Raw genomic sequence first — 11,987 nt, 5'->3', positions numbered from 1 at the left:
GCACTCCCGTCCTCCGCTGCGACCCAACCGCATGACCACCATCACTGCAGCCACCCTCACCCGAGAGCGTCAGCGCCGAAGAAGCTCAATGCTTCATCTGCGCACCCGGGTGAGCCGATGAAGGACGAAAAGGGAGCCTCGCCGACTAACCAGCGAGGCTCCTCCGGGAGCATGCTCGCCCGGGTGATCGTGGAGCGGTCGACACCGAACCAGCAGGCCAGCACGTCGTGAGTAGCACCGTGACGGAGATGGACAAGCGTGGCCAGGAGCCGGTCGATGAAGACCAGCCGGTGCTTTGCGCCAGCGCCGACGGCCCGCTTCCGCGGTCTGGACTCCAGCCTCGCCTGGTGTCGCTCGTGCCATAACGGACCGACCTCGGCGACGAGTTCGACGATCACATCGGCCGACAGCCCTGTGATCCTCCGGTCGCTGATGATCGCTGCACGAGACCCGTTCCCCACCACACGAACATGATCAGGGATCAAGAACCAGCGTTGCACCGCCACCCATGCACGAGCTCGTAAGGGCTGTCCCGTAAATGATCTCCGAGCCGCCACGGGGGTGGCCCGCTGTGCGGCCCGCTTGCCTATCCGACGAGGGCGAGGTTGTACATGCGGGCGATGCCGAGCATGGCGTGGTGTACGCCGTCGCCCTTGAGGCGGCAGTCGCGGAGGATCTTCCAGGTCTTCATGCGGGCGAAGACGTGCGCGACTCGGGCGCGGACCTTGCGGTGGGAGATGTTGTGGGCTTCCTTCCAAGCCGGGAGCTCGGTCTGGCCGCGATCGCGGCGGTGCGGGATGACGAGTCCGGTGCCCGGGTAGCCCCCGTCGGCGATCGTGAGGGTCTTGCCGACGGCAGCCTTGGCGCCGGACTCTTCCCATGCCTTGCAGTCGTTGCGGTTCCCGGCGAGCGGCCGGCCGACCACGACGACCAGGCGGGTATCGGCGTCGATGACGACCTGGTGGTTGGTGGAGTACCGGTAATTCTTCGACCGCTCGGCGATGGAGTGGTCTCGGGCGGGGACCAGGGTGCCGTCCACGATGAGTACGGTGCCTTTCGCGAACCGCTTGCGGGGCTGGAAAGCGAGCATCGGCCGGAAACGAGCTGGAGCGGCTGTTGAAGGGGGGCGTCGGCTGACGAAACCGGGGCTGGCCTCCGCGCGCCGGTGCCAGGCGGTTGCCAGGCATGGGAAGAACGGCGGGAAGCCGTCAGTCAATCCGCGTTAGCGAGGACTGCCTGGCGATCTCCGCGTACGCGAGGCCGCCAGCCAGTCCCAGCGCGATCTGGTGACGTTCGGGCTGAGTGAGTCCGCCTCCCGGCATCACGGTCGCCTTCGGCCTCCGTGGCGCCGCGAGCATAGCGTTCACCGGCAGTTCATTGCAACGAAACGAGGGAGGGTCGTTGCGTTAGATTCAGAACCGTTGCAATGAAATCTCGCAACTGACCTGCAATTATGGCTATTTTGCGCAACTGGAGGCTTGCCGGTTCATTGAACGCAACGTAGCTTTTCCTTCATCGGAAACAGCGAGGCGAAGAAGCGCCCGCTACAGACGAAGGAGAAGCACCATGCAGAAGTTCGACACCGCCGCCGCGATCGTCACCGTCCTCGCCGTCCCCGCAGGACGCATCCGGCTCATCGCCGCCGACCGGGCCGACACCACCGTCGAAATCCTGCCCGCCGACCCGTCCAAGAGCCGCGACGTGAAGACGGCCGAGCAGACCGAAGTCGCCTACGCCGACGGTGTCCTGCGGATCGAAGTCCCGAAGACGAAGAACGGGATCTTCGGAAACACCGGATCCATCGAGGTGACGGTCCAGCTGCCCGCCGGCTCCCGCGTCGAGGCCGAGGCCGCCGCCACCGAACTCCGCGGCGTCGGACGGCTCGGCGACGTGAGCTTCGAGGGCGCCTACGGCCAGATCAAGATCGACGAGGCCGCGAGCCTCCGCCTCACCGCGACCGACGGCGACGTCGAGGTCGGCCGGCTGGCCGGCTCCGCAGAGATCAGCACCGCGCGGGGCGACATCCGCATCGCCGAGGCAGTGAGTGGCACGGTCACCCTGAGCACCCAGAAGGGCGATATCTCGGTCGGCGCCGCCGCCGACGTCTCCGCCTCCCTGGACGCCGGCACCGCCTACGGCCACATCAGCAACGCCCTCAAGAACGACGGCACCCCCGGTCTGAGCATCCAGGCCACCGCCGCGTACGGCGACATCACCGCCCGCAGCCTCTGACCCGCAACTCCTGACCCGCAGTCCCCGACCGTCAGCCTCTGAGGAGACCTCACCATGACCACCCCGGCCATCGCGGCGAACGGGCTGCGCAAGTCCTACGGCGACAAGACCGTCCTCGACGGCATCGACCTGACCGTCCCCGAGGGAACGATCTTCGCCCTGCTGGGCCCGAACGGCGCGGGCAAGACGACCGCCGTGAAGATCCTGTCCACGCTCATCACCGCCGACGGCGGACAGGCCCAGGTCGCGGACCACGACCTCGCCACCACACCGCAGGCCGTGCGCGCCGCAATCGGTGTGACGGGGCAGTTCTCCGCCGTCGACGGCCTGATCACCGGCGAGGAGAACATGCTCCTCATGGCGGATCTGCACCACCTCTCCAAGCAGGAGGGACGCCGGGTCACCGCCGAACTCCTGGCCCGCTTCGACCTGACGGAGGCCGCGTCGAAGCCGGCCTCCACCTACTCCGGGGGCATGAAGCGCCGTCTGGACATCGCCATGACCCTGGTCGGCAGCCCGCGGATCATCTTCCTCGACGAGCCCACCACCGGCCTGGACCCCCGCTCCCGCCACAACATGTGGCAGATCATCCGCGAGCTGGTCACCGGCGGGGTCACCGTCTTCCTCACCACCCAGTACCTCGAAGAAGCCGATCAGCTCGCCGACCGCATCGCCGTCCTCAACGACGGAAAGATCGCCGCCGAAGGCACCGCCGACGAACTCAAGCGGCTCATCCCCGGCGGGCACGTACGCCTCCGCTTCACCGACCCGAACGCCTATCGCACCGCCGCCACCACCCTCCACGACGCCACCAGCGACGACGAGGCCCTCGCGCTGCAGCTCCCCAGCGACGGCAGCCAGCGCGAACTGCGCGCCGTCCTCGACCGGCTCGACTCCGCCGGCATCGAGGCCGACGAGCTCACTGTCCACACCCCCGACCTCGACGACGTGTTCTTCGCCCTCACCGCCACCACCAACGTCCCCGCCCAGTCGAAGGAGTCCGTCCGATGAGCTCTCTGTCACTCGCCGCCCGCGACACGTCCACGATGCTGCGCCGCAACCTCCTGCACGCCCGGCGCTACCCCTCCCTCACCCTGAACCTCCTGCTCACGCCGATCATGCTGCTCCTGCTCTTCGTCTACATCTTCGGCGACACGATGAGCGCCGGCATCGGCGGCGGCGACCGCTCCGACTACATCGCCTACCTCGTCCCCGGCCTGCTGTTGATGACGATCGGCTCCACCACGATCGGCACCGCGGTCTCCGTCTCCACCGACATGAGCGAGGGCATCATCGCCCGCTTCCGCACCATGGCGATCCACCGCGGCTCCGTCATCACCGGCCACGTCATCGGCAGCGTGATCCAGTCCGTCATCAGCGTCGTCCTCGTCGGCGCCGTCGGCGTCGCAATCGGCTTCCGCTCCACCGACGCCACCGCCCTGGAATGGCTCGCCGCCTTCGGACTCCTCACCCTCTTCGCCCTGGCTCTCACCTGGATCGCCGTCGGCATGGGCATGGTCAGCCCGAACGCCGAGGCCGCCAGCAACAACGCGATGCCGCTGATCTTCCTCCCGCTGATCTCCAGCACCTTCGTCCCCGTCGACCAGATGCCCGGCTGGTTCCAGCCCATCGCCCAGTACCAGCCCTTCACCCCCGCCATCGAAACCCTCCGCGGCCTGCTCCTGGGCACCGAGATCGGCTACAACGGCTGGCTCGCCGTCGCCTGGTGCCTCGGCCTCGCCGCCCTCGGCTACTTCTGGTCCAAGGCGGTGTTCAACCGCGACCCCAAGTAGGAGCCGTGAACACGCGGGCCACCACTCGCAACGCGTCCCACCCGAGGGCGGCGTACCCCCGACACCACGTCGGCGTACGCCGCCCCGTCCGCGTTCTCAGGCCCCGCCCGTCCACTGGCATCAGGTGGTCGCGCCGGCCGCCAGGTCCGGAACGGACGGCGGGGCCCCGTCGGCCATCCGCAGCGTGACCGTCATGGTCAGCCCGCCTCCGGGGGTGTCCTCCGCCGTCACCGTGCCGCCCATCGCCTCCACAAAGCCCCGCGCCACCGCCAGGCCAAGACCGACGCCCTCACCCCGCGGGGCGTCGCCGTACCGCTGGAAGGCGCCGAAGATGCGGTCCTTGGCCTCGTCGGGTACACCGGGGCCGCGGTCGACGACTCGCAGTTCGACCCGGTCGGCCAGGGCGCTCGCCGAGACGAGGACGGGCTGCCCGGGCGGGCTGTACTTGACGGCGTTCTCGACGACGTTGGCGACCGCCCGTTCCAGCAGGCCGCGGTCGACCGCCACCATCGGGAGCGTCTCGGGAATGTCGAGATCCACGCTGTCCTCGGGGACTCCGAGCAGGGCCATCGGGACAACCTCGTCGAGGTCGGTCTCCCGAATGACGGCGGTGACGGTCCCGGTCTCCAGGCGGGAGACGTCGAGGAGGTTGCCGACGAGGTGGTCGAGGCGGTCGGCGCCGTCCTCGATGCCTTCGAGGAGTTCGGCCCGGTCGTCGTCCGACCACTCGACGTCGTCGGAGCGCAGCGACGAGACCGAGGCCTTGATGCCGGCGAGCGGCGTTCGTAGGTCGTGACTGACGGCCGCGAGAAGCGACGTACGGATCTTGTTGCCCTCCGCGAGCTTCCGGGCCTCCTCCGCCTCGCCGACGAGCCGCTGCCGATCGAGGACGACTGCGGCCTGGGCGGCGAAGGCGCCGAGCACGCGCCGGTCCTCGGCTGGCAACACCCGGCCGGACAGGGCAAGGGCCAGGTGGTCACCGACGGGCATGTCCACATCCGCGTCCTCCGGGCGATCAGCCGGTCGGTGGCCGACGACGGCCACGCAGGACCACGGCTCCGTCTCCTCGGGACGTTCCAGGAGCGCGACCGACTCCATGGAGAAGGTCTCCCGGACACGTTCGAGGAGCGCTTCGAGCGTCGTCTCGCCCCGCAGGACGCTCCCGGCGAGGAAGGACAGGGTCTCCGACTCGGCCCGCAGGCGGGCGGCCTGATGCGTCCGGCGCGCGGCCAGGTCCACGACCGAGGCCACCGAGATCGCCACCCCCACGAAGATCGCCAGGGCGACGATGTTGCGCGGGTCGGCGATGGTGAGCTGGTGTATCGGCGGGGTGAAGAACCAGTTCAGGAGCAGCGATCCGAAGGCCGCGGAGGCCAGGGCCGGCTTGAGCCCGCCCAGGAGCGCTGCCGCGACAGTAAGCGTGAGGTAGAGCAGGACGTCGTTGGCCAGGCCAACGTCGGGGGCGGCGGTGCTGAGCAGCAGAGTGAGCAGCGCCGGACCGGCCAGGCCCACGAGCCAGCCCCAGATGGTCCGGGACCGGCCGAGCCTGGCGCCCCCGGGACCGGGCAGCCGGCGGCCCTTCGCCGCCTCGTCGTGGGTGACGATGTGGACGTCGAGGTCGGGTCCGGATTCGCGAGCGACCGTCGCGCTGACACCGGGGCCGAAAAGGTACTGCCAGGAACGGCGCCGGCTCACCCCGAGCACGATCTGGGTGGCGTTCACCCCGCGCGCGAACTCGAGCAGCCCCGCGGAGACGTCGTCGCCGACGACATGGTGGAAGGTGCCGCCCAGGTCCTCGACGAGGGTCCGCTGGACCGCCAGCTCCTTCGGGGAGGCCGAGGTCAGACCGTCGCTGCGCGAAATGTAGACGGCGAGGACCTCGCCACCCGCGCCCTTCTCGGCCAGCCGCACCGCGCGGCGTATCAAGGTCCGTCCCTCCGGGCCGCCGGTGAGGCCGACGACGATCCGCTCGCGGGAGCCCCAGATCTTGGAGACGCGGTGCTCGGTCCGGTACTCCTGGAGGTACTCGTCGACCCGATCGGCCGTCCACAGCAGGGCCAGCTCACGCAGGGCGGTGAGGTTGCCGGGGCGGAAGTAGTTGGAGAGGGCCGCGTCGACCTTGTCCGACTTGTAGATGTTGCCGTGCGCCATGCGGCGGCGCAGCGCCTGGGGCGACATGTCGACCAGCTCGATCTGGTCGGCGCGCCGGACGATCTCGTCCGGGACGGTCTCCTTCTGCCGGATACCCGTGATGGCCTCGACGACGTCCCCGAGGGACTCCAGGTGCTGGATGTTGACCGTCGACACGACGTCGATACCAGCCGCGAGCAGCTCCTCGACGTCCTGCCAGCGCTTGGCGTTCCGCGAGCCCGGCACGTTCGTGTGCGGCAGTTCGTCGACGAGCGCGACGGCGGGCCGCCGGGCCAGGACGGCGTCCACGTCCATTTCCGTGAAGGAGGTGCCGCGGTACTCGATCGTCCGGCGCGGAATCATCTCCAGGCCGTGCAGCATGACCTCGGTCCGGGGCCGGTTGTGGTGCTCCACGAAGGCGACGACGCAGTCCGTACCGCGTTCGACGCGCCGGTGCCCCTCGGAGAGCATGGAGTACGTCTTGCCGACGCCCGGCGCCGCTCCCAGGTAGATGCGCAGCTTTCCGCGTCCCATGTACTGCGTCTCTCCTACGGTTCGAACCGGTAGCCCATACCGGGTTCGGTGATCAGATAGCGAGGGTGCGACGGGTCCACTTCCAGTTTGCGTCGCAGCTGGGCCATGTAGACCCGCAAGTAGTTCGTCTTGGTGCTGTAACTCGGGCCCCATACCTCCTGGAGCAGTCGGCGCTGGCTGATGAGCCGCCCCGGGTTGCAGATCAGGATTTCCAGCAGATGCCATTCGGTCGGGGTGAGCCGTACGTCCCGGTCCACACGCTTCACCTTCTTCGCCACCAGGTCGACGGTGAACTCGTCGGTGACGACCCGGCCGCCACCCGTGGCCGGTGACTCCGCCGGCGCCTCGGCCGTACGCCGGGTGGCGGCCCGCAGCCGGGCGAGCAGCTCGTCCATGCTGAACGGCTTGGTCATGTAGTCGTCCGCGCCGGCGTCGAGGGCACGGATCTTGTCCTCGGAACCGCTACGCGCCGAAAGGACGAGCACGGGGGAACGGCTCCAGCGCCGCAACGCCTTGATGACGTCGATGCCGTCCATGTCCGGCAGCCCCAGGTCGACGATCAGCACGTCCGGTGGTTCGGCGGCGGCGAGGGACAGTGCCGTGGCACCGTCCGGTGCCGCATCCACCACGTATCGGCGCGCCTGCAAGTTGATCACCAGCGCTCGTGCGAGCTGCGCGTCGTCCTCGACCACCAGCACCCGCGTCATCGGCGTGCTGCCTTCCTCTTGTACGTGCGGTTCGTGTCGTTCGTCGTGCTGCGGGAGCCGGCGGACCCGGGGCACTCCCGGGTCCACCGGCTCCCATGCCGCTTCGATAAGGCCATCAGCCCTTGGTCAATTCCTTGAGCGCGATGTTGAGCTGGAGGACGTTGACGCGCGGCTCACCGATGAAGCCGAGGATCCGGTCGTCGGTGTGGTCGGCGACGAGCTTCTCCACCTGCTTGACGTCGAGGTTGTTCTTCTCGGCGATCCGGTGGACCTGGAGCTTCGCGTACTCCGGGGAGATGTGCGGGTCCAGGCCGGAGCCGGAGGAGGTGACCGCGTCGGCGGGCACGTCCGACGGCTGCACCGTGTAGCCGTTCACCAAGTTGTCCTTGATCACGGCCGCCTTCGCGTCCTTGACCCAGGTGATCAGGTCCTCGTTGTCACCGGACCGGTTGGTGGCGCCGGAGAGGATGATCGAGTACTGGGTGTTGACGCTGTTGGAGCCCAGGCCGTTCGACGGGCGCGGCTGGAACCACTTCAGGTCCGGGGCTGCGGTCTCCTCACCCTCCTTGAGGGGCAGGTTGTAGGTCTGGCCGATGAGCTCGGAGCCGACGACCTTGCCGTCCACCTTCACCTCGGAGCCGTTCGCCTTGCCGGGGAAGGCCACTTGGGCGATCCCGGTGACGGCCAGCGGGTAGAGGACACCCGTGATCACGGTCAGGACGAGGAGGGCACGCAGGCCCGCCCAGAGCACGCGGCCGGTGTTCGCTGCTGAGTTGTTCATCGTGGTCAGCCGATTCCGGGGATGAGGGAGATGAGCAGGTCGATGATCTTGATGCCGATGAACGGGGCGATCAGGCCGCCGAGTCCGTAGATCCCGAGGTTGCGCCGGAGCATCGAGTCCGCGCTGGACGGCCGGTAGCGGACGCCCTTGAGGGCGAGCGGCACCAGGGCGATGATGATCAGCGCGTTGAAGATGACGGCCGAGAGGATCGCGGACTCGGGCGAGGCCAGGCCCATGATGTTGAGCTTGTCGAGGCTCGGGTAGGCGACGGCGAACATCGCGGGGATGATCGCGAAGTACTTCGCCACGTCGTTGGCGATCGAGAAGGTCGTCAACGCGCCCCGGGTGATGAGGAGTTGCTTGCCGATCTCGACGATCTCGATGAGCTTGGTCGGGTTGGAGTCGAGGTCGACCATGTTGCCGGCCTCCTTCGCGGCCGACGTGCCCGTGTTCATCGCGACACCGACGTCGGCCTGCGCGAGCGCGGGGGCGTCGTTGGTGCCGTCGCCGGTCATCGCGACGAGCTTGCCGCCCGCCTGCTCCCGCTTGATGAGGGCCATCTTGTCCTCGGGAGTGGCCTCGGCGAGGAAGTCGTCGACACCCGCCTCCTCGGCGATGGCCTTCGCGGTCAGCGGGTTGTCACCCGTGATCATGACCGTCTTGATGCCCATGCGGCGCAGCTCGTCGAACCGCTCCCGCATGCCCTCCTTGACGACGTCCTTCAGGTGGATGACTCCCAGGACCCGCGCACCCTTGCCGTCCTTGACCGCGACGAGCAGCGGCGTACCGCCGGCCTGCGCGATCCGGTCGGTCAGGGTCTCGGCGTCGGCGGCGACCGTGCCGCCCTGCTCGCGGACCCAGGCGACGACCGAGCCGGTCGCGCCCTTGCGGGTCTGCCTGCCGTCGACGTCGACACCCGACATGCGGGTCTGGGCGGTGAACTCGATCCACGTGGCGGGGGAGAGCTCGCCCTGGTGGCGCTCGCGCAGGCCGTACTTCTGCTTGGCGAGGACCACGATCGAGCGGCCTTCGGGCGTCTCGTCCGCGAGGGAGGAGAGCTGGGCGGCGTCGGCCAGTTCTGCTTCCGTCGTGCCCTTGACCGGGACGAACTCCGAAGCCTGCCGGTTGCCGAGGGTGATGGTGCCCGTCTTGTCGAGCAGCAGGGTCGACACGTCGCCCGCGGCCTCGACCGCACGCCCCGACATCGCGAGGACGTTGCGCTGCACCAGCCGGTCCATGCCCGCGATGCCGATCGCGGAGAGCAGCGCACCGATCGTCGTCGGGATCAGACACACCAGCAGCGCCGTGAGGACGATGAGCGAGGTCTGCTTGTCGGCGCCCGCGTAGATCGCGAACGGCTTCAGCGTGACGACGGCGAGGAGGAAGACGATCGTGAGGGACGCCAGCAGGATGTTGAGGGCGATCTCGTTGGGGGTCTTCTGCCGGGCGGCGCCCTCGACCAGGCTGATCATCCGGTCGATGAACGTCTCGCCGGGCTTCGTCGTGATCTTGACGACGATCCGGTCCGAGAGGACCTTCGTACCGCCCGTGACCGCGCAGCGGTCGCCGCCGGACTCGCGGATGACCGGGGCCGACTCGCCGGTGATGGCGGACTCGTCGACGGAGGCCACGCCCTCGACGACGTCACCGTCGCCGGGGATGATGTCGCCGGCCTCGCAGACCACCAGGTCGCCGATGCGCAGCTCGGTGCCGGGGACCCGCTCCTCGTTCGTGCCGATGATCCGGCGGGCGACGGTGTCGGTCTTGGCCTTGCGCAGGGTGTCGGCCTGGGCCTTGCCGCGGCCCTCGGCGACCGCCTCCGCCAGGTTGGCGAAGATCGTGGTGAGCCACAGCCAGGCGGTGATCGCCCAGCCGAACCAGTCGCCCGGGTTCTTTACGGCGAGCACGGTGGTGACCACCGAGCCGATCAGCACCACGAACATGACCGGGGACTTGACCATGACCCGCGGGTCGAGCTTCTTGATCGCGTCGGGGAAGGACTTGATCAGCTGCTTGGGATCGAACAGTCCCGCGCCGACGCGTCCGGCGGCCAGGTCGCCGTGGGGCGCCTTCGTCGGGGTCGGAGTCGTGGTGGACACGTTGTCCTCTTGCTTCTTCACGTCGATGTTCTTCACGTCGTTGGTCATGCCGCGAGCCCTTCGGCGAGCGGTCCCAGCGCGAGGGCCGGGAAGTAGGTGAGACCGGTGATGATGAGGATCGTGCCGACGAGGAGGCCGGTGAACAGCGGCTTCTCGGTCCGCAGGGTGCCCGCCGTCTCCGGTACGGGCGTCTGCTCGGCCAGCGAACCGGCCAGCGCGAGCACGAACACCATGGGCAGGAACCGGCCGAGCAGCATCGCTATGCCGATCGTCGAGTTGAACCACTGCGTGTCCGCGTTCAGACCGGCGAAGGCCGAACCGTTGTTGTTGGCGCCCGAGGTGTAGGCGTACAGGATCTCGGAGAATCCGTGCGCGCCGGAGTTCGTCATCGAGTTCGACGGCGTGTCCAGCGCCATGGCGACGGCGGTGAAACCGAGGACGAGCGCCGGGGTGACCAGGATGTAGCAGGCCGCGAACTTGATCTCGCGGGTGCCGATCTTCTTGCCCAGGTACTCGGGGGTGCGGCCGACCATCAGACCGGCGATGAACACCGCGATGACCGCCATGATCAGCATGCCGTAGAGGCCGGAGCCGACACCGCCGGGCGCGATCTCGCCGAGCTGCATGCCCAGGAGGTTGATCCCGCCGCCGAAGCCGGTGTTCGAGGAGTGGAAGGAGTTCACCGCACCGGTCGACGTCAGCGTGGTGGCGACCGAGAAGATCGCCGACGCGCTGATGCCGAAGCGGGTCTCCTTGCCCTCCATCGCGCCGCCGGCCAGTTCGAACGCCGGGCCCTTGCCCGCGAATTCGGTCCACAGCATCAGGCCGGTGAAGACGAGCCAGATCGTCGCCATCGTGCCGAGGATCGCGTAACCCTGCTTGAGCGAACCGACCATGCGGCCGAAGGTGCGGGTGAGCGCGAAGGGGATGACGAGAATCAGGTAGATCTCGAAGAGGTTGGAGAGCCCGTTGGGGTTCTCGAAGGGGTGGGCCGAGTTGGCGTTGAAGTAACCGCCGCCGTTCGTGCCCAGCTCCTTGATGACCTCCTGCGAGGCCACCGCCCCGCCGTTCCACTGCTGGCTGCCCCCCATGAACTGGCCGACCTCGTGGATGCCGGCGAAGTTCTGGATCGCGCCGCAGGCGACGAGCACCAGCGCACCGATCACCGAGATCGGCAGCAGGATGCGGACGACACCACGGACCAGGTCGGACCAGAAGTTGCCCAGCTCACCGGTGCGGGACCGGGCGAAGCCCCGTACGAGGGCGACCGCCACGGCGATGCCCACCGCCGCCGACACGAAGTTCTGCACCGCGAGGCCGCCGGTCTGCACGACGTGGCCCATGGCCTGCTCGCCGTAGTACGACTGCCAGTTGGTGTTGGCGACGAAGGACGCGGCCGTGTTGAAGGCCTGGTCCGGGTCGATCGAGACGAAGCCGAGCGAGCCGGGCAGCGAACCCTGCACCCGCTGAAGCAGGTAGAGGAAGAGAACGCTCACAGCGGAGAACGCGAGGACACCGCGCAGGTAAGCAGGCCAGCGCATCTCCGTGTCCGGGTTGGCGCCGATGGACTTGTAGATCCACTTCTCGGCCTTGTAGTGCTTCTCCGAGAAGTAGACCCGCGCCATGTAGTCACCCAGCGGGCGGTACGAGAGGCCGAGCGCGACGATCAGCGCGAGGAGCTGGAGAACCCCAGCAAGAACAGGACTCATGG

General features: G+C 68.4%; 9 protein-coding genes and 2 pseudogenes. 3 read left to right on the top strand and 8 right to left on the bottom strand.

Features of this window, described 5'->3' with window-relative positions; translation table 11 throughout:
• Window positions 1–56: 56 nt before the first annotated feature.
• From OG361_RS36355 to OG361_RS36345, 3 genes and pseudogenes are all read right to left on the bottom strand, one after another.
• Window positions 57–464, bottom strand: a complete 408-nt coding sequence (locus tag OG361_RS36355; protein WP_405860482.1) for a transposase family protein — start codon at window positions 462–464, stop codon at window positions 57–59.
• Between the two features lie 122 nt (window positions 465–586).
• Window positions 587–1,093: pseudogene (locus OG361_RS36350) on the bottom strand (transposase); the annotation flags it as partial.
• Between the two features lie 124 nt (window positions 1,094–1,217).
• A pseudogene (locus tag OG361_RS36345) lies at window positions 1,218–1,322 on the bottom strand (MarR family transcriptional regulator); the annotation flags it as partial.
• A gap of 244 nt (window positions 1,323–1,566) precedes the next feature.
• Here OG361_RS36345 and OG361_RS36340 point away from each other — a divergent pair.
• Genes OG361_RS36340 through OG361_RS36330 form a run of 3 tightly spaced genes read left to right on the top strand, consistent with a single transcriptional unit; the run spans window position 1,567 to window position 4,025 of the window.
• Entirely contained in the window at window positions 1,567–2,232 is a 666-nt protein-coding gene (locus OG361_RS36340) for a DUF4097 family beta strand repeat-containing protein (RefSeq protein ID WP_231076044.1), read from the top strand.
• Window positions 2,233–2,286: 54 nt separating this feature from the next.
• Window positions 2,287–3,243 (top strand): ATP-binding cassette domain-containing protein, encoded by a 957-nt coding sequence (locus OG361_RS36335; protein ID WP_405860480.1) that lies wholly within the window; start codon window positions 2,287–2,289, stop codon window positions 3,241–3,243.
• Window positions 3,240–4,025, top strand: coding sequence for an ABC transporter permease (locus OG361_RS36330; protein ID WP_405860478.1), 786 nt, complete (start codon window positions 3,240–3,242; stop codon window positions 4,023–4,025). Before OG361_RS36335 ends, OG361_RS36330 begins: the two co-directional genes overlap by 4 nt.
• Before the next feature lie 120 nt (window positions 4,026–4,145).
• On the opposite strand, the gene OG361_RS36325 is transcribed toward OG361_RS36330, so the two are convergent.
• The 5 genes from OG361_RS36325 to kdpA all read right to left on the bottom strand — a co-directional run bounded on the left by OG361_RS36325 (window position 4,146) and on the right by kdpA (window position 11,985).
• Window positions 4,146–6,689, bottom strand: coding sequence for an ATP-binding protein (locus OG361_RS36325; RefSeq protein WP_405860476.1), 2,544 nt, complete (start codon window positions 6,687–6,689; stop codon window positions 4,146–4,148).
• A gap of 14 nt (window positions 6,690–6,703) precedes the next feature.
• Window positions 6,704–7,396: a response regulator gene (locus OG361_RS36320; RefSeq protein WP_405860474.1), complete on the bottom strand. Its 693-nt coding sequence runs from the start codon at window positions 7,394–7,396 to the stop codon at window positions 6,704–6,706.
• Between the two features lie 115 nt (window positions 7,397–7,511).
• Complete coding sequence (locus OG361_RS36315; RefSeq protein ID WP_405860472.1) at window positions 7,512–8,177, bottom strand: potassium-transporting ATPase subunit C; 666 nt, start codon at window positions 8,175–8,177, stop codon at window positions 7,512–7,514.
• 5 nt (window positions 8,178–8,182) lie between these two features.
• Complete coding sequence (gene kdpB, locus OG361_RS36310; RefSeq protein WP_405860470.1) at window positions 8,183–10,324, bottom strand: potassium-transporting ATPase subunit KdpB; 2,142 nt, start codon at window positions 10,322–10,324, stop codon at window positions 8,183–8,185.
• Window positions 10,321–11,985 carry a potassium-transporting ATPase subunit KdpA gene (gene kdpA / locus OG361_RS36305; RefSeq protein ID WP_405860468.1) on the bottom strand — a complete coding sequence of 555 codons (1,665 nt, stop codon included), beginning with the start codon at window positions 11,983–11,985 and terminating at the stop codon, window positions 10,321–10,323. The genes kdpB and kdpA overlap by 4 nt, the downstream gene beginning before the upstream one ends.
• Between the last annotated feature and the right edge of the window lie 2 nt (window positions 11,986–11,987).

Source organism: Streptomyces sp. NBC_00090 (genome assembly GCF_045160815.1).
In the GTDB taxonomy this organism is placed as follows: Bacteria; Actinomycetota; Actinomycetes; order Streptomycetales; family Streptomycetaceae; genus Streptomyces.
This window is presented reverse-complemented; position numbering and strand designations above follow the sequence as displayed.

Bases quoted from the DNA above. Each gene is read 5' to 3' on its own strand.
- OG361_RS36340 (WP_231076044.1), top strand. From the start codon at position 1,567: ATGCAGAAGTTCGACACCGCCGCCGCGATCGTCACCGTCCTCGCCGTC.
- OG361_RS36335 (WP_405860480.1), top strand. From the start codon at position 2,287: ATGACCACCCCGGCCATCGCGGCGAACGGGCTGCGCAAGTCCTACGGC.
- OG361_RS36330 (WP_405860478.1), top strand. From the start codon at position 3,240: ATGAGCTCTCTGTCACTCGCCGCCCGCGACACGTCCACGATGCTGCGC.
- OG361_RS36325 (WP_405860476.1), bottom strand. From the start codon at position 6,689: ATGGGACGCGGAAAGCTGCGCATCTACCTGGGAGCGGCGCCGGGCGTC.
- OG361_RS36320 (WP_405860474.1), bottom strand. From the start codon at position 7,396: ATGACGCGGGTGCTGGTGGTCGAGGACGACGCGCAGCTCGCACGAGCG.
- OG361_RS36315 (WP_405860472.1), bottom strand. From the start codon at position 8,177: ATGAACAACTCAGCAGCGAACACCGGCCGCGTGCTCTGGGCGGGCCTG.
- kdpB (WP_405860470.1), bottom strand. From the start codon at position 10,324: ATGACCAACGACGTGAAGAACATCGACGTGAAGAAGCAAGAGGACAAC.
- kdpA (WP_405860468.1), bottom strand. From the start codon at position 11,985: ATGAGTCCTGTTCTTGCTGGGGTTCTCCAGCTCCTCGCGCTGATCGTC.